The organism is Ruegeria sp. YTSA135 (genome assembly GCF_059610165.1).
In genome coordinates, this window is record NZ_JBXWNC010000001.1 from 311,563 (window position 1) to 332,823 (window position 21,261).

The following is a 21,261-nucleotide window of genomic DNA, read 5'->3' on the forward strand; positions in this document are numbered from 1 at the left end:
TTCATTCAGTGACGGTAACCGTTTTCATCACATCGGGCTGACCAATCACGGCACCGTTGGGTCCGTCGCCCCGCTTGATCATATCAACCACATCCATGCCATCAGTGACCTGCCCAACAACCGTGTACTGGCCGTTCAGGAATGGACCCGGTTCAAACATGATGAAGAATTGCGAGTTCGCACTGTCCGGGTCCTGCGCCCGCGCCATGCCCACCACACCGCGGTCATAGTTGAAGTCCGAGAATTCGGCGGGTAGATCGGGACGATCCGACCCACCGGTGCCCGCCCGGCGCATGTCACCACCGATGCGACCGAACTCAACATCCCCGGTCTGCGCCATGAAACCGTCGATCACGCGGTGGAACACCACGCCATCATACTTGCCCTCGGCGGCGAGGGTGCTGATCTGTTCAACATGCTTCGGGGCAAGATCTTCGAATAGGTCAACGGTGACCGTCCCATTGGCCCCCTCACCTTCGATCTCGATCTGTAGGCCTGTAGCCAGCGCGGGGCTGGCCAGCAGTACAAATGCTGCAGCCAGTTTATACATCTGCTGCCACCTTGACGCTGATCATGCGGTCAGGGTTCGCAGGCGGCTCACCACGTACGATAGCGTCCACATGCTCCATTCCGTCGATTACACGGCCGTAGACGGTGTATTGGCCGTTCAGGAAGTGATTGTCCTTGAAGTTGATGAAGAATTGCGAGTTTGCCGAGTCAGGGTTCTGCGACCGCGCCGCACCCAGAGTTCCGCGATCATGCGGCAGCTTTGAGAACTCTGCCGGAACGTTGGGCAGCGACGAGCCGCCAGTTCCCGCCATGCGAATGTTAAACCCGTCTTCCATATCGCCGTGCTGCACGTCGCCGGTCTGCGCCATGAAACCGTCGATCACACGGTGAAAGGCCACGTTGTCATATTCGCCACCGCGCGCCAGTTCCTTCATCCGGGCACTGTGCTGCGGTGCTACGTCGGGCAGCAGTTCAATGACGACCTTGCCATCTTTCAGTTCGACGATGATGGTGTTTTCGGGATCCTTGATCTCGGCCATGTGGCCCTCCTGTCGTTTGTCTTGCGCATTTACCTATTCGCCATGCGCCTGAATGCCAAGTGACGCATTGACCTGAGGGCAAAATGCAGGAAAAGAACCGCCTAAACTTGTTTCAAAATACCAAGGATTGCGCGATGGGCTGGAAAACTCTTGACGATATGGACCTGAACGGCAAACGCGTGCTGATACGTGTGGATATCAACGTGCCGGTCGCTGACGGGGTGGTGACGGACGATACCCGCATCCAGCGCATCGTGCCGACCGTTCGCGATGTTCTTGCAGCTGGCGGCAAGCCAATCCTGCTGGCCCATTTCGGTCGTCCGGGGGGCGAACGGAAAATGGACCTTTCATTGCAACAACTGGTTCCTGCACTTGAAACCGCCTTTGGTGCCGCTGTCCGTTTCGCTCCCGATTGCGTCGGTGCCGAGGCTGAACAGGCCGCGGAAGCGCTGCCATCGGGTCAGGTTCTGCTGCTGGAGAACACGCGTTTCCACGCAGCTGAAACCAAGAATGACGCCGAATTGGCCGCAGGTATGGCCAAGCTTGGTGAGGTTTACTGCAACGATGCCTTCTCGGCCGCGCATCGCGCCCACAGCTCAACCGAGGCTATCGCCCGCCTGCTGCCCTCCTGCGCCGGTCGCTTGATGCAGGCCGAGCTTGAGGCGCTGGAGGGTGCTTTAGGTGATCCCAAGCGGCCCGTGACTGCCGTGGTTGGTGGGGCAAAAGTGTCGACCAAGCTGGAACTGCTGGGCAACCTGATCAACAAGGTGGATTATCTGGTGATCGGCGGCGGTATGGCGAACACTTTCCTCGTTGCTAAGGGGCTGAATGTCGGAAAGTCACTGGCCGAAACCGCGATGAAAGACACCGCAGCTGAAATTCTGGCCAAAGCCGAAAGCGCAGGCTGCACGATTGTTCTGCCTTCGGATGTGGTTGTTGCCGAAGAATTTGCAGCCAACGCGGCATACGAAGTTCTGCCTGCCAATCAATGCACGGATGACGGCATGATCCTTGATGCCGGTCCCGAAAGTGTCGCGGCCATCTCGGACATCTTTGCCAAAAGCAGGACCCTGATCTGGAATGGCCCGTTGGGAGCTTTTGAGATCGCACCGTTCAACGCCGCGACCGATGCCGCAGCGCTGAAGGCGGCGGAGCTTACCCGCGCGGGCAATTTGGTGTCCGTCGCAGGCGGGGGCGATACCGTGGCCGCGCTGAATGCGTCCGGTGCGGCAGCAGATTTCTCGTACATCTCAACAGCAGGTGGCGCATTTCTTGAGTGGATGGAGGGCAAAACCCTGCCGGGCGTCGCCGCGCTGGAAGGTTAATCATCTGGTCAATTTTGGGCAAATGGCACTGCTCATGGTAAAATCGCCTTTTGAGCGGAGGTTTTGCCATGAGAGGCCTTGCATTTCTGATAGCTTTCCTGCTTCCACCGTCTGCTGTCGCGCAATCCAGTTGCAATGGCCAAACGCAGATCGATGCCAATTTTTGCGCCAAGGAAAAGTGGGAGATCGCGGACCGTGAACTCAACCGCACCTGGGGCGAAGTCAAACCTTTGGCAGACGCGCGCGGTGACGGACAAGCCCTGCTGGAGCAGCAGCGCGCGTGGTTGAAGTCACGGGATGCGACCTGCGAACCCGAATTATTGGCAGGTGGCAGCGCAGACGCGATGTTCTACTGGAGCTGCATGGAAGAACAGACGCTGGCGCGAAACAAGGCGCTGAAAACGTGGCAGTGATTATCAACCACCTACACATGAAAAAATACCAAGTAAGGGATTCACAACCCGAATCACCTGTGACATAGTGCTTCGAGATGCCCGAAAAGGGCACGTTATTGAGGCAAACTTCATACGGCGGTAAACAGAGTGTCCCGTTCTCATCGACCCGGCTTGGGCGCAGTCGTCTTCTTCATGGTGGCATTTATGCTGGGTGTGTACTTCACCTTTGCCGCCGTGCAGGGCGACTATGGCCTGTTCAGACGGGTCGAAATTGCAGCAGAACGGGACGCCCTGTCGCGCGATCTTGCCAAGCTTGAGGCCGAGATCGCGGAAATGGAAAACCTGACACGTCGTTTGTCCGACACCTATCTGGATCTTGATCTGCTGGACCAACAGGCGCGTTCGGTTCTCGGCATGATCCGCTCGGACGAAATCGTCATCCGCTGAACTCGGTCTGATAATTCGTTTCAACCGCTGGCCTGGCCGCAAGCCAAAGGTCTGAACGCGCGCGATCCGATGCCGCGTCACATTTACCCTCGCCAGATTGCCGGAAATGCTTTATGAAATAGTTTAACGCTAAACTATCTGTCCGAAAGGGGGAGATCGCCACAATGGCTGCGCGAAAAACCACAAAGAAACCAAACGTTTCTGCGGAAGAACTCAAAACGTATTACCGCGAAATGCTGTTGATCCGCCGATTCGAAGAAAAAGCTGGTCAGCTTTATGGCATGGGTCTGATCGGTGGATTTTGCCACCTCTACATCGGGCAGGAAGCCGTCGTCGTGGGCCTTGAGGCCGCTGCCAAAGAGGGCGACAAGCGCATCACGTCCTACCGGGATCACGGTCACATGCTTGCCTGCGGGATGGAGCCAGGCGGTGTGATGGCCGAATTGACCGGACGCATCGGCGGGCTGTCCAAAGGTAAGGGCGGCTCGATGCACATGTTCTCGAAAGAAAAGCACTTTTACGGCGGTCACGGTATCGTCGCCGCGCAGGTGCCGCTTGGTGCGGGACTGGCCTTTGCCGACAAGTACAAGGAAAACGGGGGTGTGACCTTCACCTATTTTGGGGACGGTGCCGCAAACCAGGGTCAGGTCTATGAGACGTTCAACATGGCCGCGATCTGGAGCCTGCCTGTGGTGTTCGTGATCGAGAACAACCAATATGCGATGGGAACCTCTCAGGCCCGTTCGACTTCGACCAAGGATATCTACCACCGTGGTGAGGCGTTTGGCATTCCGGGTGAAATCGTCGACGGTATGGATGTGTTGGCCGTGAAGGCCGCCGGTGAAAAGGCCGTTGCCCACTGTCGCGCCGGAAAAGGTCCGTACATCCTCGAAATCAAGACGTACCGCTATCGCGGCCACTCGATGTCCGACCCGGCCAAGTACCGAACCCGCGAAGAGGTTCAGAAAGTCCGCGAACAAAGCGACCCGATCGAGCACGTGCGCGAGCTGCTGCTGACCGGCAAGCACGCAACCGAGGATGATCTGAAGGCGATCGACAAGGAAATCAAAGAGATCGTCAACCAGGCAGCCGAATTCTCGAAAGAAAGCCCCGAGCCTTCCGTCGAAGAGCTCTGGACCGATATCTACGCCTGAGAGGACGAATAAGACATGGCAACCGAAATTCTCATGCCCGCGCTCTCACCCACGATGGAAGAGGGCACGCTGGCCAAATGGCTGGTAAAAGAAGGCGACACCGTTTCCTCGGGCGACATCATGGCCGAGATCGAAACTGACAAAGCAACGATGGAATTCGAAGCAGTCGACGAAGGTATCGTTGGCAAAATCCTGATCGAAGACGGCACTGAGGGGGTTAAGGTCAACACCCCCATCGCGATCCTGGTCGAAGAAGGCGAAGACGCTTCCGCCCTGCCCGAGGCTGCGCCCGCAGCCGCAGCGGAGGCTGAGGCCGCCCCAGCGGCGGTTGAGGCCCCCGCTCCTGCTGCATCATCAGCCCCTGCCGCTCCGAAGGTCGATCTGTCGCCTGACTGGCCCGCCGACGCGGAAATGGCGCAGCAAACCGTGCGTGAAGCGCTGCGCGATGCGATGGCCGAAGAGATGCGTAGCGACGAAGACGTTTACCTGATGGGCGAAGAGGTCGCGGAGTACCAAGGCGCTTACAAGGTCTCTCAGGGTCTTCTGGACGAGTTCGGCAGCAAGCGCGTGATCGACACCCCAATCACCGAGCACGGCTTTGCCGGGATCGCCGTTGGCTCCGCTTTTGGCGGGCTGAAGCCGATTGTCGAATTTATGACCTTCAACTTCGCCATGCAGGCGATTGACCAGATCATCAACTCTGCCGCGAAAACACTGTATATGTCCGGCGGTCAGATGGGCTGTCCCATTGTGTTCCGAGGTCCTAACGGTGCCGCCGCCCGTGTGGCCGCGCAGCACAGCCAGGATTACGCGGCGTGGTATATGCAAATCCCCGGTCTTAAAGTCGTTATGCCCTATTCGGCGGCCGATGCAAAAGGTCTGTTGAAATCGGCAATCCGTGACCCCAACCCGGTGGTCTTTCTGGAAAACGAAATCTTATACGGTCGCTCGTCCGATGTGCCGCAAGTCGATGACCTGACCATCCCTCTGGGCAAGGCCCGCATCTGGCGCGAGGGATCGGATGTAACCATCGTCAGCTTTGGCATCGGTATGCAATACGCATTGGAAGCCGCCGACAAACTGGCCGAGGAAGGCATCAACGCTGAGGTGCTCGACCTGCGCACGCTTCGTCCAATGGATACGGGCGCAATCATCAACTCGGTGATGAAAACCAACCGCCTGGTAACCGTCGAAGAAGGTTGGCCGCAGGGTTCCGTCGGCAGCTACATAAGCTCGATCGTGATGCAGGAAGCGTTCGACTACCTTGATGCGCCCGTAATCAACTGCACCGGTAAGGATGTTCCGATGCCGTATGCAGCAAACCTTGAAAAGCTGGCCCTGATCACCACCGATGAGGTGATCGCCGCCGTCAAACAAGTGACCTACCGGTAAGGAGCGACAGACAGATGCCCACCGAAATTCTGATGCCCGCCCTTTCACCGACTATGGAGGAAGGCACACTTGCAAAATGGTTGGTCAAGGAAGGCGATACCGTGTCCTCCGGCGACCTGCTGGCCGAGATTGAAACCGATAAGGCAACGATGGAGTTCGAGGCCGTCGATGAAGGCACCATTGGCAAAATCCTGGTCCCCGAAGGTTCTGAAGGGGTAAAGGTCAACACCGCCATTGCGGTACTGCTGGAAGAGGGTGAAAGCGCCGATGATATCGCTGCCACACCCACAGCAGCACCGGAGGCTTCGCCAGAAGCCGCCGCAGGCAACGAGGCCGCCGCTCCAGTGGCGCCCGAGGCGCCTGCCCCTGCCCCGGCTGCTCCAGTCAAAGCGGATGGCGGTCGCATTTTCGCATCTCCGCTGGCTCGCAGGATTGCCGCTCAGAAAGGTCTTAACCTATCGCAGATCAAGGGGTCCGGGCCGCATGGCCGTATCGTCAAAGCAGACGTTGAAACTGCGACCGCCACTGCTCCGGCGTCCGCACCTGCCTCGGCTCAGGCAGCACCTGCACCCGCAGCCGCCCCGGCAGGACCATCAGCGGATGCTGTCGCCAAGATGTACGAAGGTCGGGAGTACGAGGAAATCAAACTCGATGGTATGCGCAAGACGATTGCCGCACGCCTGTCCGAAGCCAAACAGACCATCCCGCATTTCTACCTGCGTCGCGACATCAAGTTGGATGCGCTGCTGAAATTCCGCGGCCAGTTGAACAAACAACTGGAAGGCCGTGGCGTAAAGCTCAGCGTTAACGACTTTATCATCAAAGCCGTCGCTAACGCTTTGCAGCAGGTCCCTGAATGCAACGCAGTTTGGGCCGGTGATCGCGTATTGCAACTGAAACCTTCGGATGTGGCCGTTGCCGTCGCTATTGAGGGCGGCCTGTTCACCCCGGTCTTGCAGGATGCTGACACGAAATCTCTGTCAGCTCTGTCAACTGAGATGAAGGACCTTGCAGCCCGTGCCCGCGACCGCAAGCTGGCCCCGCATGAATACCAGGGCGGGACCTTTGCCGTCTCGAACCTGGGCATGTTCGGCATCGACAATTTCGACGCAATCGTGAACCCACCCCATGCCGGTATTCTTGCAGTCGGCACCGGCCTCAAAAAACCAGTGGTGGGCGATGATGGAGAGTTGACGGTTGCCACCCTGATGTCAGTTACAATGTCGGTCGATCACCGAGTTATTGACGGCGCGCTTGGCGCACAACTGCTACAAGCTATCGTCGATAACCTCGAAAACCCGATGGTTATGCTGGCCTGAAAACCGGACAAAACTGGACCGTGCATGAATCGAAAAGCCCCTCCTTATTGGTTGGGCTTTTCGATTTGCCCTGCGGCACTGATAGATTGCCCCGTCCGGAAACGTCGGATGGTGTCACACTTTTGCAGGATACACTTCGTATCCTCGGTGTTGAAACACCAAAGCGAGACAGAAAAAGCACGCCAGGTGGGGCGCGCTTATTTGGCTGGGCCTCGTTACCTGTCTTTGCCCAGCATGTGATCCATCGAGATTGATGGCTGATCACAGCCTGCCTCACCAACGATCTTGGCTGGAATGCCAGCAACCGTTTTGCAGGCCGGCACGTTTTGCAAAACGACGGAGCCCGCAGCGATACGGCTACAACGGCCAACCGAAATATTACCAAGCACTTTGGCCCCGGCACCAATAAGCACGCCATTTCCTATTTTTGGATGGCGGTCTTCTTCTTCCTTACCTGTTCCGCCCAATGTTACGGAATGCAGCATCGAAACATTGTCCCCTACCACGGCCGTTTCACCAATGACGATGGAATGTGCGTGGTCGATCATGATACCCTTGCCGATTTTTGCGGCGGGATGGATGTCGGTTCCGAAGATTTCGGACGAACGCATCTGGAAGAAATACGCCAAATCATGGCGCCCTTTCCGCCAAAGCCAATGCGCAACGCGGTAGGTCTGCATGGCCTGATAGCCTTTGAAATACAGGATCGGTTGCAACAAGCGGTGGCAGGCTGGATCACGTTCGTAAACGGCCATCAGGTCTGCACGCGCCGCCTCAATCAGCGTTGGGTCATCCGCATATGCTTCGTCCACGACCTCGCGCAGGACCATCATCGACATTTCGTTCGAACACAGCTTGGCCGAGATGCGATAGGACAGAGCCCGACCCAGGCTGCGATGGTGCAATATGCAGGCATGAACTAACCCGCCCATCAACGGCTCATTTTCGACAGCCGCTTGGGCTTCGCTCGTAATACGTGTCCAGACCGGATCAACCGGTGTCACATGACTGCGCTTTTCCAACATAACTATTGTTCCTTTGCTGCGCTTAGCATGCCATTTAGTGGGTAAAACGCCAAACGCAAACCCGTGATCGGTATGGTAACGAAAAAATATGAAACGGAATAAACCGGCAGCAAGGTCCACAATTGCATCTAAATCTGCATATGATCACGGCAAATTCCCTTGCTTTAACGGCATGCTGCCTGAAACAGGCGCAGGTGGCGCAGGACCAGTTCAAAACACCGGCAATATTGTATGTCATCAAAGCAAGGCTCATCGGCTAGCCGTCTGTTGCGCGCGACGGCCATCAACGAGCCATTGCCGAACTCGGGGTGCAGTTGTCCTGTCTGGGAAACGTGTTTGTAGGCCAGTTGAGCTTCGCGGAACATGCGAGCACACAAGCTTTCACGATCTTCCAGCGGCGCGGCCAGCAAAGCCCGCGCCGCCGCGCTGACGTCCCCGTGTAATACAGGACGCATCGTTTGGCCTACCCAACTGTCAGGTTGGCGTACAAGCCCGGCCCATAGCTGGCCGATACTTGCGCAACCCGAAAGCTGTACGCGCCGCTGACACCATCTGACGCCTTGGTCGCGGTGGGGTAGAACAGGTTTGGCTCATTTACGACCTGTTCCCGCACCAAAGTGCCATTGACGCTAATTTGAACAAGGTAGGATTCATTCTCCTCTGCAAGCGGCACGTCTAGACCCGCCCAATCATCCCCATCCAGACGGGTCCGACGAATCCAGGACAATTGATCACCGGCTGGCGTGTGCTTTGCGCATAGGTGTACTGGCGAGTACGGGCGCAATCCGTTTCCGTTGAATGCCTCGACCAAGTGTACAAAAGACGGGTCTTCATAACCACGTGCCGCGGGACCGATACGATAATGCTTGGTCACCCGCCGCTCGGATCGCAACAGGCCGGTTTGGTAGACGCGTTGATCAAGCAAAACGAACATCGAACCTTCGGGCCAGACATCGGGAATGATTGCATCTGTTCCAAGCTGACCACGCAACCGGCTGGACAAGGAGTACGTGCCCGCCTCTTGCAAATTTGCCTCGGCGAATTGAAAGACTTCCCAGTTTCCGGGTGTTCCGTCTCCAATTGCGGCCAGGTTGGCGCCATTCAGCAGCGCCTCTTGTGTGTGCGACTCCAACAAGCCGTCGATAAGCCTGATCCGCAGCGCCGCCCCTTCATCCCAGATGCCTGAGCTTGCGCGTTCGAGGGGCGTTTCAGTAAAACCAATCACTGCCTGCCCCGGAATGACGTCTTGCAATGCATAGCCTTCGTCGCCTGATGCCGAATAGACCGCAACGCTGCCGGGCCACGGATTTGCCGACGCGGCCAGATACGGTGCATGCGGTGTTTCCGACCCGGTGATCAGCGGCAGGTCCAGGAACACGGGCAACACAGGAACAGGTGCAACGAAGGGTTTTTCGGAAACCGCGTCGTCCGGCAGATTCGAAGGTGCATAGACATCCGGCTCAACCCGGACCGCCTCGACCAACTGCAATTCAGACTGTTCCAACCGGTCGATGCGATAGCGCGCATTCTGCCCCTCATTAGTCAGGCTGACGATATCACCTGCACCCAAGTGTAGCATCGACGGCGGCAAGGCAAATCTGGCTGTCTCGCGCGCAGTACGCGCCTCACTTAACCACCGTTCGGCGGTCTGGCGACCTTCGGCACGGGTCATCGACAGGGGAAACTCGTTCACCGATACTGAATGCGTTTCATTGTCCGGCAAGATGGCCTCTTCCGAAACGACGTCATGATCCGCATCGGATTGAACAAAGCTAATGCGCACACGGCCGGTCATCTCGGCCTCTGCCTCGCGGCGAAACTCGACACGTCCAGTGATTTCAGAACTATCGGCCAGAACGTCGCTTGCAAGCTCTTTGGCCCCGTGACCGCCGCGCATCTGAAACCGCAATACACCGTCCCCTTCGATCGCATCGAAACCATAGCGCAGCATCAACGGCTGCAAAGCTGCCCGCGCAGTTGTGACATCCTCGACCACATACCCTCGAACAACCCCGTAAAGGCGAGAAACATCAATATCCGTAACACCAGCGCCGCAGCAGATTTCCGCAACGACCGAGGCCAAAGTCCGCGTGCCCGATCGCCCGTTCAGCCAGTGACCACGTGGATAGTTTTCCCCATCGCTCCACTGGCTTTGCAGGTTAGGAAAAGCAGGAAAGGGACGCGCATCCCAAGCCCATATGTATGCGTTCGACATATCCACCATCTGACCGCCATACTGATCGGAAACGGGGTTTGCGTTGGGATCAGACCAGTAGCCAAGCATAGCCTTCAGGTACTGCACCTGCATAAAGTCGTCGCGCGCACCATTGGAATAGCGTGGAATACTGGATTCTGACGACTTGGGGTCAAGAAACTTGTTTGGTTGATTGCTTCCCTTGTCGATCGCCGCGCAACCCAGTTCCGTGAACCAGATCGGCTTGGATCCAGGCAGCCAATCCGTCGGGTCCGTTTGCCGGACACCGCCGATACGTTCATGGTGGCGGTTCGACCACCAGTTTCGCAAATCCTTGTACCGCCAGACCCACGGTTCATCGTGTTCATGATCCGTTATTGGCGTCCGAATCTGCGCTTCGGCTTCCTCGGGTGAGGCATAGAACCAGTCGTATCCTTCACCGCCCTCGATATTTCCGCGAAGATAGTTGAGATCATAGATCGCATCGGCCCCGGCCTGTCGGTCCAGGTGATCCTCGCCGTTCCGCCAATCGGACAATGGCATGTAATTGTCGATGCCAACAAAGTCGATATTCTCGTCGGCCCAAAGCGGATCGAGGTGGAAATACCTGTCTCCTGTTCCATCGCTGGGCTGATAGCCAAAATACTCACTCCAATCCGACGCATAGCCGATTTTCGCGTCCGGCCCCAATATCTCACGCACATCCGCGGCAAGCGCCCGCAACTGTGCAACAGCCGGAAAACCAGAAAGGCCACGGATTTGTGTCAGCCCCCGCATCTCAGAGCCAATGCAGAACGAATCCACCCCACCGGCGGCCTTGCACAGCGCCGCATAGTGCAGGATAAACCGGCGAAAGCCCCATTCCTGCGGACCATTGTAGGCGACGACACCATCGCCGATTTCAAAATCGCTGGCACGCGCGTCTCCGAAGAAAGAAGCTACCTGTGCATCCGCCGCTGCCGTCTGATCAGGCGATCCTTCCCGCCCCGGAGCGATGCTTAGCGTGATCCGCCCCCGCCACGGCAAGTGTGGCTGGCTGTCCGAACTTGACCACGGATCGGGCAGACCGTTGTCCTGCAGCTGGTCCATCAGGATAAACGGGTAGAACATCACACGTTTTCCGATGCTTTTCATGTGCTGAATCGCCTGTATGACGGAAGGGTCCGCTGGAGTCGCACCGTAAACGGGACGTTCATCTGCATACCGAACAGTCTCGGCGGTTTGACGGTTTACCCCGGCTACGGACCAGGGCATGTTTTCCCCTTCAATATCCTTGTGCAAAACCTTTGGCTGTATCTGACATTGCCCACACCGCAGGTCGCCCCCAAACCAAGATACGATTAGCGAAGCCGCATCACAGGCTGGCAGTTCGGCTTGCAGCGCCCGGACCGAGGTCACCAGATCCGGCTGCCCCGAAGCAGAGTTGACATTCGCGGCCCAGCTTTGCCCCCGTCCCTTGGTGTAGTTGATCTGTTCGCTGGCCAAGGCGTATTCTCCGGTACCAGGCATCAATGCGACGCCCCGGACCGTTTTCGACAATGCATCAGATGTGTCCGGCAAATCCAGCTGTTCTTGTCGCACGACTTCAAACGAAAACTGTGGCACCCTGTTTCCGAAAGGTGCCAATTGAAGATCTTCGATAACGACGTAGGCTGTCCCGCGATAGGCTGGAACACTATCTGACCCTTCGATGGCTTCAATCAGGGGATCCGGCAGTTGATGATTGTCGCCCGGATAAATCCGCATGTTCAGACCCGCACGCTCTAACTCTTCTCCGTCCGCCCAAATACGTGAGACGTCCGAAATCTGGCCGCCACCTACTGCGATGGCCAGCGAGATCGAGTAGCTGTAGCTATGTGTGGTTGTCGTGACCTCTGGCGATTTAGGAGAACCCTTGCCACCACCGCCACCTTGGGTGGTCGTGCTCGTGCTTTTTGTCTCAAGAAAATCCGAGGCCCAGATGACCTGACCACCCACACGCATACGCCCATAGATCGTTGAAACCGGGGCGCCTTCTCCGGTCTCTGTCAGGCGAAATCGGTCCAGGCGTCCCGTCTCAACGACTTCGCTGCCGCCACCCATAACCGACTGCCCCATCAAACGCTGATCAATGACCCGACCCAGTGTCGCACCAACAGCACGCCCAACAACGGCCGAGGACAACCCCGCAACAGTGCCGCCGATTGCGCCACCGACCGCAGCACCGGCTGCAGACAGAATTATTGTTGCCATTCACTTGTCCTCCAGCGGAAATTCAAAACAGGCAACCACCCGGCGTCGCCAGGGGGTGCTCAGCGTGCTTTCGACGACTCCGTACCCGGAATAGGCGTGGACAAAGCGCGGCACGGGTTCTGTTTCACTGACGATACCTACATGCTTGGCGACGCGACCGTCGCGCATGCGAAACAACAGGACATCGCCGGTCATCACATTGTCGGCTTTCTTTTCGATCAGATGACGGCGTGTAGCAGCCCACATTCGTTCTTCGCCCTGCGGTTCGGACCAATCCATGCTGTAGGTCGGTACAGCTTCGGGTTCGTTCCCAAGCAAAGCGCGCCACACACCGCGCAAAAGGCCCAGGCAATCCGTACCGACCCCCTTGACCGACGCCTGATGCACATAGGGTGTGCCCAGCCAACTGCGCGCCTGATCCGCTACACTCTGCCTTTGCGCACTCATCGTCTGCTGCCCCCGGTATTTGGATTACTCTGCTTTGGGACAGCCATCATCCAATCCTCGCCAGGAAGATCAGGAAACCCCTGAAAGTTTATGAAATTATTGAATTTCTCGCGACACGCATCCATGCTTTTGTCGCAGCCAGCGGTCAGCCTGACGCGATCGCCGACTGCCAGACCACCCGTGATACCGGACCACAGCGTGATGTTTCGTCCACCCGCCAGCCGTTCATCTTCCTTGATCGAGGCCCACAGCCCTTGCGCTTGTCCAGAGACTACGTCCACCCTGCCGTGCTTAAACCACGCTGTGTCCGGCCCTTCGGCACCTTTCACTTGCAAAACGGCGTGTGAAACCAAGCTTACAATTTCGGCCTCTCCCTGATAGCCGGGCGTATTCAGATTAAACTTGCAAGCCTCATCCCCCAGAACCGCCGTACACGGTTTCTGATAAATCCGGCCCAACGGTCGGTTCAGCAAATCCGTCAGGCCGCGCAATTCTGCATGGAACGCGCCGCCAGCACGGCGCATTTCACCGATCGAGCCCTTGAACTGCAGCACGCGTTGTTCGGGCTTTGCCCAGTTGACCAACCAAGCGCGCACCTCTGCACCATCGAAACGGCCCGCCTCGATGTCCTGCTCAGCAACGGCTGCATCAGACAGGGCACCCATTGCCTCAGAGTTATCAATGGACAGACCGGTGGCCTGCTCGATGACCGAGGCAGTCAGGCCGGTACTGGCCTTAAATTCAATCCCTTCAAAGCTCAGCTTCATGTCGTGGTCCGTAAAACCGTATTCTCGCCCGTCCTTACGTCGGATAGCCCAACACCGACAGGTTGTGGTCAGCCCACTTTGTAGGTGGGCGTAGAGGCCTTGCTTATCACTACTCATCAGACACGCACCTCGACCACTGGAACATTGGGTACGTCGCCCGCTTGAAAGCTGGCTACACTGGTCTGGATTTTGTCGGTGTCGAAACGAACCGGAACGTCGAACTCAAACCCGGCAGTCACCTCTACCTCTTCGGGTGGCGGCGCTAAAAAGGTTACAAGCCCATTTGTAAGGTCTATTTCAAAATCGACCCCCTCGCGCATCTGATCTTGTTCCAGGCCGATCCGGACCGTCCCCAAAACGGGTTTGACGATGGGACGGACATAGGTGAATCCACCGGAACTGTAGGTTTTCACCAACTGAAACGCAGTACGGGTTCCGTCGCCTCGTGCTATGACCTGATCGCCTTGGCTTACGTCTGCGGTTGCCGGACCGGACTTGTAGTCCGACCAGTCTTTCCACCGAAAACCAAACATTTGCCCCTGACGAGCCTCAAAGAACGAAACCAGCGTTTCGATATCGTCCAGCGATCGCATCCCAAGCCCGGCGTCATAGCGACGACGCGAATGCGCCCAGGGCGTGTTGCGCTCTTCGAACCCGTTGGCAAGCGTCACGATATCGGTTCGCCGCTCGGGACCACCAACCGAACCAAAGCTCAGACTGGCGGGAAATCTTACTTCATGGAAATTCATCGGCTGCTCTCTCGTGTTACCTGTTTCGATTGCCACGTCCAAGCGCGCGGCCCATCTGAGCGGCAATCTGCCCCTGGCTGCGCCGGAAGCTCTGCACATCTGGTGTTGTGATGTTCATCACCACGTTCACTGCGCGGCCGGCACCGGATGTGCGCACGCCCAGTTTGCCGTCGGGACCGCGCGCCAGCGGCATGATGGCCTCTGGTCCAGCCTCGCCCATCAGACCGGTGCCGCTGCGCATTGGAAATGTCGTTGGGCCACTGATCACGCCGCCATTGGCAAAGGGCATCACCCGCCCCTGAGAAAAGCTGCCGCCATCTGCAAAAGGCAGGACGCCTTGCACGAAACTGCCGACCGTATTGGCCAGCATGCCGCCAAAATGATCTGTCACGGGCTTAATTGCAGCCGCATATGCTGTCTGAATCATCGAATTTTTTAGCACGCCTAGCGCATCGGACAGGTTCATCCCATCCAGCACCACACCATCAAAAGCCTTACGCAATCCGCCGGACATACCGCGCTCAAGTGTTGCAACGTCTTTGCCTGTCTCTTCAAATGCTGCGCCAATGCGTTTCATTTGACTGTCAAAAGCCGCAGCCATCGACGCCGCATCCCCAAGCGAGTCACCCAGTGCCTCACCCCGTTCCTGCAGGTCGTCCAAACCATCACGATCCGTCATCACGGTCTCCTTGTTTTTTGTCCGGGTAAGCCGCAAGCAGCGCGTCAAGACCCGCCCGGTTCATCGCTGGCAGCCCTGCGCCCTGTCCTAACATCAACCTCAACTCTGCCGGGGTCAGACGCCAGAATTGATCCGGCGTCAGACGCAAGCCAACGAAACCCGCCCGCATAAGGGCGGGCCAGTCGAACCCATTCATGCGCCACCAGGTGCCATGAAGGCGCGAGCCAGCAGCTCAGCCGCGGCCCGTACACCAGCCATCGGCCCACCTTCGATCTCGGCACGCAGCAAGTCGGCTTGGGCTATATTGGCCCCACCGCCCCGCAGCCCGGCCACGATCAACGCCAGCACGTCACCGCTGGAATAGACCCCGCCTTCGAACCGCTGGACCAAGTCCACCAAAGACCCCGTACCCAGTGCCTGCTCCAATTCAGCCAAAGCGCCCAGCGTCAGCTTGAGCACCTTCCGCTCCCCATCGATGGTCAATGCCACCTCGCCCGTCCATGGATTAGCCATCGACTACAGCGCCGTGAATGCCAGTGCGCCGGCGCTGGCCAAGCTCATCTCATACGTTGCCTCGCCATTATGTGAGCCTGCGTACTCGATTCCGGTCACCTGAAACGCCCCTTCAACGATTCCAAAATCAGGAATAATGACTTGGAAATTGGGCGTTTCCCCGTCAAAGAACAGCTGTCGCGCGCGTTCATCGGTGTCAGCGTCTTTGAAAACCCCCGACCCAGAAATCGCGGCGGATTTCACCCCGGCCCCCGACAAAAGCTCACGCCAGCCGCCCTGACTTTCAAGGCTGGTAACATCCACACTTTCCGCGTTGAAACTGACCCGCGTGGCCCGCAAGCCCGCGATCGTCTCGAACAGGCCCGAGCCGTTCATATCCACTTTGACCAACAGGTCTTTTCCGTTTTGGGCAGCCATGTGCTCTCTCCGTTGATTGGTTAGTCATCTTCCACGCGGGCGCGGAATTTCAGGTCGATCTGGCGAACTGCACCGCCAGTACCCGTGCGACGGGCAGAAGCGCGCTCGAACCACAATCCGACCAGCCGCCCGCGATCCAGCGTCAGCGCGGCACCCTCAAGCGCATCGCACACCGATCCAGCCAATGCTTTGGCGGCACCAAACCCGCCGGCCTCAGATATTACCGACACGATGAAGCGATGCGTCGCCCCTACGCCAGATTGGTCCGACGCGTCGCGTACCTCTTCCGGTCCCAGCGTGACATAGGCCTGGGGCACCGATCCCGCAGGTACCGCGTCGTAAATTGCGCCATCCGAGAGCGTGCTGACCTGCGCATCATCCGAAAGCTGTTGAAACACCGCCGCTTGCAGGGCGGCTGAAACACCGTAGCTCATGCAGCGACCTCCTCATCTGCGAAACAGGTCAGGTATTGACCGCGGGGGTCACGGTCCGCGACGGCGCGGATCACAAAACGACGCGATCCCTCTGCAAAACGCTGATCTGGTGAAGGCCGCATCTCTGTCCCTTCGGGTGCACCGCGAACCACGATCCGATACCCGACACGTGATACGGGCACGCCCGCCACCTGACGCTCAGACCCGCTGCGCGCAGTGATCTCGGCCCAAACGATGCCAAGCGCCTGCCAGGTCTCGGTGTATCCACCCGCGCCATCAGCCGTACGGACTGGCGCCTCAAGCACCAGCTTTCGGTTCAGTTGTGGCTTTTTCATCAAGCCACCCCTGCGCCGAAGCGGACCGTGCGATAGCGCTGGATCAGGCTGGTCACACCAAACGGCATGCAACCTGCACCAAGGGCCGTTTCGTCCCGATATTCGTAGTAGTGCGCCGCCAGCAACAGCACTGCCTGCCCCAGATCAGCTGGTAAGCCATCCCAATCCACCGACATACCTGCGATAAAGGTGATCTTGGCCGTGCCACCAGTTGCAAGTCTCGGCAACATCAAGCCAGCCGGGCGCAGCCGGGGGCGTTGGCTATCCTGTTCCAACCGGTAAGCTTCCGGCGCGATTGCGCTTTCCGCACCCGCTGCGTCAAAGACTGAAACCCCTCCCACAGCTTTCACTGGGGCGACCGGCAGCACCTCGCCAGCAGAGTCACGCCACGCATTCAGGGTCCAGGAAAAGTCGCGTTCAATCAGCACCTTGCCGGTGCGCGCCTCAATCGCTGCGATCGCTGCCCGCAGAAAGCCATTCAAAACCTCGTCCTGCACGCTGCCCTCGGCAAAGCCGGTTCCCAGCCGCAGATGCGCCTTGAACTGATCCACCGGCAGCGCCGCATCCGCGATGGCGGTTTCTTCGATCAACATCATCCATTCACTCCGCAATCTCGGCCCCGTTACGGGGGTCGTAACTTCAGTAAACTGGCGGGCACGTGCCGCCCCACGTTGCTCGGACGGAGGGGAGCAGCTAGACAACGCGGGGGATCTCACCCCAGCCCGCGCCCGCCGCCCGAAAGGCCGATTTCCGGCCCCTCGGATCCGTCACCGCTTAGGCGATGCCGAATTTCACAAGCTTGATTGCGGCAAAGTCGCTCACATCACCGCCAACGCGTTTGGTCGCGTAGAACAGGACATGCGGCTTGGCGCTGAAGGGGTCGCGAAGCACCCGCAGGTCAGGACGTTCGGCGATGGTGTAACCGGCCTGGAAGTCACCGAAAGCGATCGAGAAACTGTCGGATGCCGAATCCGGCATGTCCTCGGCGATCAAAACGGGATAGCCCATCAGGCGCGCGGGCTCACCGGCAGCCAACCCATCAGACCACAAGAATCGGCCATCGCTGTCCTTCAGCTTGCGGATCAAACCAGCGGTCTTCGAGTTCATGACGAACGTGCCATTGACCCGGTACTGCGCACCCAGTGCATAAACCACGTCAACGATGGCATCGGCATCAACACCGCCATCAATGCCTGTGGGAACATATCCAACGTTGCCCCATGCCCAGACATCATTATCGACCTTGGCGTGGTCCAGAATGCCTTTCGGCTTGTCGACGCCATCACCGTTGATAAAGGCTGACGCCTCGGCGCGGGCAAATTTGTCGGCGATGCGACCGGCCAGCCAACCTTCGACATCGAACGCACTATCGTCCAGAAGACGTTGCGAAGCTTTGGGAAGCGCGCTCAGTTCGTGCAGCGCGATTGAAATACGGTCAATCGACGGGGTCGCGGTCTCAGTAGCAGACGAAGCCTCATCCGCCCAACCAGCACCAACATCCGTGTGGTCGATCAGAACATCGAAAGAGTTCGCCTCGACATTCACCACTGCTGCAATCGAACGGATCGAAGCGGTGGATTTCAGCACCGACTTGATAATCTCGGCCGTCTGCGGATCTACCAGGTAGCCACCGTCACTATTGACCGCGCTGGTCAGAGACTTAGCCTCCATCTCCAGACCCCGAAGGCCGTCATCATTGCCCGAACGCACATAGGCATCAAACGCCTTTTGGTGCGGCGCGCCGTCAAGGGTCGAGGCCGCAAGGTGCGGACGCGCCGCGATGGTTGATTTACGATCCAGCATTGTCAGTCGCTCTTCTGTCTGTTGCAGTTTGGTTTTAACTTCAGCCTTCAGGCCTCTGAATTCACACACGAAGCCAGCCATCGCCTGCTTCACCTCCTGAACCAGGGGCGCACCCTCTCCGGTCAAGGCCGGGGTCTCGGTCTTGCTCATCAGCACTTCCATTCTTTGGGTGGGTTTGAGGCGCGCTAGGGTCGCGCCAGCTCCTGCCGGGCGTCATTGAACACCTCGGCAATATTGCGCCAGGTATCCTCGGCCGCAGGCTCAGTGCCCTTAGCCGCCACCCGCGCACTGGGCAGCATCGGGAAGGTCACCAAAGACACCTCCCACAGCTCCAGTTCGGTCAAGAGCCGCTGGCCCTTGTTATTCTTCACGGCCCGCTTTGTACGATAGCCAATCGAAAGGCCGTCCATGGCTCCTGCTCGGATCAGCTCCGCCGCCTCACGGCCCTTTTGAGTGCTTTCCAACAATCGTCCCTTGACCCATAGGCCCCGGTCATCTTCGCGCACTTCGTCCCAGACGCCGATAGGCTGCGCAGGATCGTGCTGCCACAGCATCTTGACCCGCTGACCCGCCGTAGCCAGCCCCGCAAGCGACGCGTGATAGGCACCTTTCTGCACGACGTCACTGCCCTGATCCACCTGACCAAACAGGCTGGCATAGCCCGCGATCACCGCATCGTCCGATACCGACAACCCATCTCCAAAGCGTGCGAATTTATGCTCTAAATCCATTAATAACTCCTCATAAGCCATTGACCTCACGGCGTTACCGAAAGAAACGACTGAAACGCTTGTGCAAGGATCACGGCTGCCACACCGTAAACAGTCAGCCACAGCCGCCGCTCAAGCCGCTCCATCATCTCTTCGATCTGATCCAACCTCCTGCACAGATGCGCGTGCTGGATTTCAGCCACCCTTTCATGCGCTGCCAGGCGCAAACCTGGCGCGCAATCAAACGGGGGATACCCCTCAGCCATCCGAATCCTCCGCCAGCGCCGGCAGGCCCAGCAGAGATCGTTTCTCGGCATCCGTCAGGAAATCGGCATTGCTGACGCGGGTCCACTGCGCATCCCGCTCGGTCGCTAACGCCGGTACCTGATCCAGATCGGGTTTCAGCATCAGATCCTCACCAGAAAAGCCCGAGAGCCACTCTGACACCGCCGCCGCCACCCGCGTCACCAGGGGCAGTACTGTCAGGCGATAAAACGCCCGGTTGGCCTCCTGATAGTTCAAATAAGTCGCGTCACCTTGAATTCCCAGCAGCATTGGCGGGACCCCAAAGGCCAACGCGATCTCGCGGGCGGCGGCTTCCTTGGTCTTTTGAAACTCCATGTCCGAGGGCGAAAAACCCATCGGCTTCCAATCCAACCCTCCCTCCAGAACCATCGGACGGCCAGCATTGCGCGCGCCGCGATAGTTCTGTTCAATCTCATCTGACAGGCGACGGAACTGATCCTCGGCCATCACCCCGTGACCGTCACCGCCCTTCCACACCAGCGCCCCCGAGGGCCGCGCGGCATTGTCTAACAGCGATTTAGACCACCGAGACGCGCTGTTATGCACATCAATGGCCATCGCCGCCGCATGCATGGGCGAGAACCCATAGTGGTCATCCTGCGGGTGGAAGGACTTGATGTGGCAGATCGCGTCGGCCGGAAAACGATGTGTTTTTCCTCCAACGCTGTAGTCATAGGCCTTCGGCCACCCATCCGCGCCAGGCACCACGCTCATCCGGTCGGATCGCAGGACGTGCAGTTCAACCGGAAGCCCATCTTCGGCCTGGACCGCCTCGATATAGGCGTTGCCGGACAACAGAAGCTGGCCAAACACGGCCTCCATCAACTCCGCCCGCCCTTGCGCTGCGTTCGGACGGCGCAACAATGTCAGCGTGGGATGCGTCTCGTACCGCTGCTCGCGATCCTGCAACACCAGAGGCAAAGCCGCCGCCGCCTCGGCAATCAGCTTGACCGAGCGAAACCCAACCGGGTTCCCCGAAAACCCCGTCCGCGTCAGCGACACCGTGTCCCGAGGGCTCCACGCCACGCGTCCGCCCGTCTGCCACGCCACCACCGGCCCCGCCGCACTTGCCTTCGCCTCAGGCGCTTCCCCGGCCGATCCACGACGCAAGAAATCGAATACCATCTGTGCTCCTTTCTGCCGCCGCTCTGCCCGGCTTGTTGAAAAGAGTTATGACGGAAAGAAGTTTAGGGCTTGGGAATGGGGCGTACGGGGGTTGGGCAACGGGGAACACAAAGAAGGGCTGTCGAACATCTGGAAACAAGTCTAACGATTTCTCGCTAAAGAAGATCAATCTAGACGTGCAATGTGTTTTCGAATATTTCTACCTAAAATCATGGTAGTTATTCAGAAGGTAGTTGGTTCTTATGACATTCTTCAAAGCATTTACCCCGGTCCTGCTCTGCTCAATGTGCGGGTGTTTTGGGCCAAACTTGGACTATGGGGCTGAACCCACAACCCTAAAGTACACAGAAGCCAGCGCCTCGGGGTTGAATGCGGTCCGGCCCTACCCCACGCCTGAAGATGTCTGCCGGGTTATCCAGGAAAATCCCGAAATTCGTGAACCTG

Annotated in this window: 25 protein-coding genes; 6 read left to right on the top strand and 19 right to left on the bottom strand. The window is 58.1% G+C overall.

Features of this window, described 5'->3' with window-relative positions:
• Nucleotide 1: 1 nt before the first annotated feature.
• Together AC2FIT_RS01505 and AC2FIT_RS01510 are read right to left on the bottom strand one after the other, a co-directional pair.
• Nucleotides 2–550, bottom strand: coding sequence for a peptidylprolyl isomerase (locus tag AC2FIT_RS01505; RefSeq protein ID WP_068331919.1), 549 nt, complete (start codon nt 548–550; stop codon nt 2–4).
• Complete coding sequence (locus AC2FIT_RS01510; RefSeq protein WP_496825974.1) at nt 543–1,049, bottom strand: peptidylprolyl isomerase; 507 nt, start codon at nt 1,047–1,049, stop codon at nt 543–545. The genes AC2FIT_RS01505 and AC2FIT_RS01510 overlap by 8 nt, the downstream gene beginning before the upstream one ends.
• 134 nt (nt 1,050–1,183) lie before the next feature.
• On the opposite strand from AC2FIT_RS01510, the gene AC2FIT_RS01515 reads away from it, so the two are divergent.
• From AC2FIT_RS01515 to AC2FIT_RS01540, 6 genes are all read left to right on the top strand, one after another.
• Entirely contained in the window at nt 1,184–2,374 is a 1,191-nt protein-coding gene (locus tag AC2FIT_RS01515; RefSeq protein WP_496825976.1) for a phosphoglycerate kinase, read from the top strand.
• 68 nt (nt 2,375–2,442) lie between these two features.
• On the top strand, nt 2,443–2,787 hold the full coding sequence (locus AC2FIT_RS01520; protein WP_496825978.1) for a lysozyme inhibitor LprI family protein: 345 nt from the start codon (nt 2,443–2,445) through the stop codon (nt 2,785–2,787).
• A 129-nt stretch (nt 2,788–2,916) separates the two neighbouring features.
• A complete protein-coding gene (locus AC2FIT_RS01525) occupies nt 2,917–3,216 on the top strand; it encodes an FtsB family cell division protein (protein WP_068331927.1) in 300 nt (99 codons plus the stop codon).
• 164 nt (nt 3,217–3,380) lie between these two features.
• The gene (pdhA, locus tag AC2FIT_RS01530; RefSeq protein WP_068331930.1) at nt 3,381–4,370 is read left to right on the top strand and encodes a pyruvate dehydrogenase (acetyl-transferring) E1 component subunit alpha; all 990 of its coding nucleotides are present in this window, start codon (nt 3,381–3,383) and stop codon (nt 4,368–4,370) included.
• A gap of 15 nt (nt 4,371–4,385) precedes the next feature.
• The gene (locus AC2FIT_RS01535; protein WP_496825981.1) at nt 4,386–5,762 is read left to right on the top strand and encodes a pyruvate dehydrogenase complex E1 component subunit beta; all 1,377 of its coding nucleotides are present in this window, start codon (nt 4,386–4,388) and stop codon (nt 5,760–5,762) included.
• A 14-nt stretch (nt 5,763–5,776) separates the two neighbouring features.
• Nucleotides 5,777–7,081 carry a pyruvate dehydrogenase complex dihydrolipoamide acetyltransferase gene (locus AC2FIT_RS01540; RefSeq protein ID WP_496825983.1) on the top strand — a complete coding sequence of 435 codons (1,305 nt, stop codon included), beginning with the start codon at nt 5,777–5,779 and terminating at the stop codon, nt 7,079–7,081.
• Between the two features lie 215 nt (nt 7,082–7,296).
• On the opposite strand, the gene cysE is transcribed toward AC2FIT_RS01540, so the two are convergent.
• The 17 genes from cysE to AC2FIT_RS01625 form a co-directional block, all read right to left on the bottom strand.
• A complete protein-coding gene (gene cysE / locus AC2FIT_RS01545; RefSeq protein ID WP_496825985.1) occupies nt 7,297–8,106 on the bottom strand; it encodes a serine O-acetyltransferase in 810 nt (269 codons plus the stop codon).
• Nucleotides 8,107–8,270: 164 nt separating this feature from the next.
• Nucleotides 8,271–8,561: a DUF7742 family protein gene (locus tag AC2FIT_RS01550; protein ID WP_496825987.1), complete on the bottom strand. Its 291-nt coding sequence runs from the start codon at nt 8,559–8,561 to the stop codon at nt 8,271–8,273.
• Between the two features lie 8 nt (nt 8,562–8,569).
• Nucleotides 8,570–12,532, bottom strand: coding sequence for a baseplate multidomain protein megatron (locus AC2FIT_RS01555; RefSeq protein WP_496825989.1), 3,963 nt, complete (start codon nt 12,530–12,532; stop codon nt 8,570–8,572).
• Nucleotides 12,533–12,979: an NlpC/P60 family protein gene (locus AC2FIT_RS01560; protein ID WP_496825990.1), complete on the bottom strand. Its 447-nt coding sequence runs from the start codon at nt 12,977–12,979 to the stop codon at nt 12,533–12,535.
• Nucleotides 12,976–13,863 (bottom strand): phage/gene transfer agent baseplate hub protein, encoded by an 888-nt coding sequence (locus AC2FIT_RS01565; protein ID WP_496825992.1) that lies wholly within the window; start codon nt 13,861–13,863, stop codon nt 12,976–12,978. Before AC2FIT_RS01565 ends, AC2FIT_RS01560 begins: the two co-directional genes overlap by 4 nt.
• Nucleotides 13,863–14,495: a phage distal tail protein, Rcc01695 family gene (locus AC2FIT_RS01570; RefSeq protein WP_496825994.1), complete on the bottom strand. Its 633-nt coding sequence runs from the start codon at nt 14,493–14,495 to the stop codon at nt 13,863–13,865. The genes AC2FIT_RS01565 and AC2FIT_RS01570 overlap by 1 nt, the downstream gene beginning before the upstream one ends.
• 16 nt (nt 14,496–14,511) lie before the next feature.
• Nucleotides 14,512–15,174: an RcGTA-type gene transfer agent tail tape measure protein gene (locus AC2FIT_RS01575; RefSeq protein WP_496825996.1), complete on the bottom strand. Its 663-nt coding sequence runs from the start codon at nt 15,172–15,174 to the stop codon at nt 14,512–14,514.
• A complete protein-coding gene (locus AC2FIT_RS01580; protein ID WP_475182901.1) occupies nt 15,161–15,370 on the bottom strand; it encodes a rcc01693 family protein in 210 nt (69 codons plus the stop codon). Before AC2FIT_RS01580 ends, AC2FIT_RS01575 begins: the two co-directional genes overlap by 14 nt.
• Nucleotides 15,367–15,687, bottom strand: coding sequence for a gene transfer agent family protein (locus tag AC2FIT_RS01585; protein ID WP_496825998.1), 321 nt, complete (start codon nt 15,685–15,687; stop codon nt 15,367–15,369). The genes AC2FIT_RS01580 and AC2FIT_RS01585 overlap by 4 nt, the downstream gene beginning before the upstream one ends.
• A gap of 3 nt (nt 15,688–15,690) precedes the next feature.
• Nucleotides 15,691–16,104, bottom strand: coding sequence for a phage major tail protein, TP901-1 family (locus AC2FIT_RS01590; protein WP_224889277.1), 414 nt, complete (start codon nt 16,102–16,104; stop codon nt 15,691–15,693).
• A gap of 20 nt (nt 16,105–16,124) precedes the next feature.
• Nucleotides 16,125–16,538: a DUF3168 domain-containing protein gene (locus tag AC2FIT_RS01595; RefSeq protein WP_496826000.1), complete on the bottom strand. Its 414-nt coding sequence runs from the start codon at nt 16,536–16,538 to the stop codon at nt 16,125–16,127.
• A complete protein-coding gene (locus AC2FIT_RS01600; RefSeq protein WP_496826002.1) occupies nt 16,535–16,873 on the bottom strand; it encodes a phage head closure protein in 339 nt (112 codons plus the stop codon). The genes AC2FIT_RS01595 and AC2FIT_RS01600 overlap by 4 nt, the downstream gene beginning before the upstream one ends.
• A complete protein-coding gene (locus AC2FIT_RS01605) occupies nt 16,873–17,469 on the bottom strand; it encodes a head-tail connector protein (protein ID WP_496826003.1) in 597 nt (198 codons plus the stop codon). The genes AC2FIT_RS01600 and AC2FIT_RS01605 overlap by 1 nt, the downstream gene beginning before the upstream one ends.
• Nucleotides 17,470–17,647: 178 nt before the next feature.
• Nucleotides 17,648–18,826, bottom strand: a complete 1,179-nt coding sequence (locus AC2FIT_RS01610) for a phage major capsid protein (RefSeq protein ID WP_496826004.1) — start codon at nt 18,824–18,826, stop codon at nt 17,648–17,650.
• Nucleotides 18,827–18,861: 35 nt separating this feature from the next.
• Complete coding sequence (locus AC2FIT_RS01615) at nt 18,862–19,407, bottom strand: HK97 family phage prohead protease (protein WP_496826005.1); 546 nt, start codon at nt 19,405–19,407, stop codon at nt 18,862–18,864.
• A gap of 26 nt (nt 19,408–19,433) precedes the next feature.
• Nucleotides 19,434–19,652: a GTA head formation protein, RCAP_rcc01685 family gene (locus AC2FIT_RS01620; RefSeq protein ID WP_496826006.1), complete on the bottom strand. Its 219-nt coding sequence runs from the start codon at nt 19,650–19,652 to the stop codon at nt 19,434–19,436.
• A complete protein-coding gene (locus AC2FIT_RS01625; RefSeq protein ID WP_496826008.1) occupies nt 19,645–20,817 on the bottom strand; it encodes a phage portal protein in 1,173 nt (390 codons plus the stop codon). The genes AC2FIT_RS01620 and AC2FIT_RS01625 overlap by 8 nt, the downstream gene beginning before the upstream one ends.
• Nucleotides 20,818–21,261 lie beyond the last annotated feature (444 nt).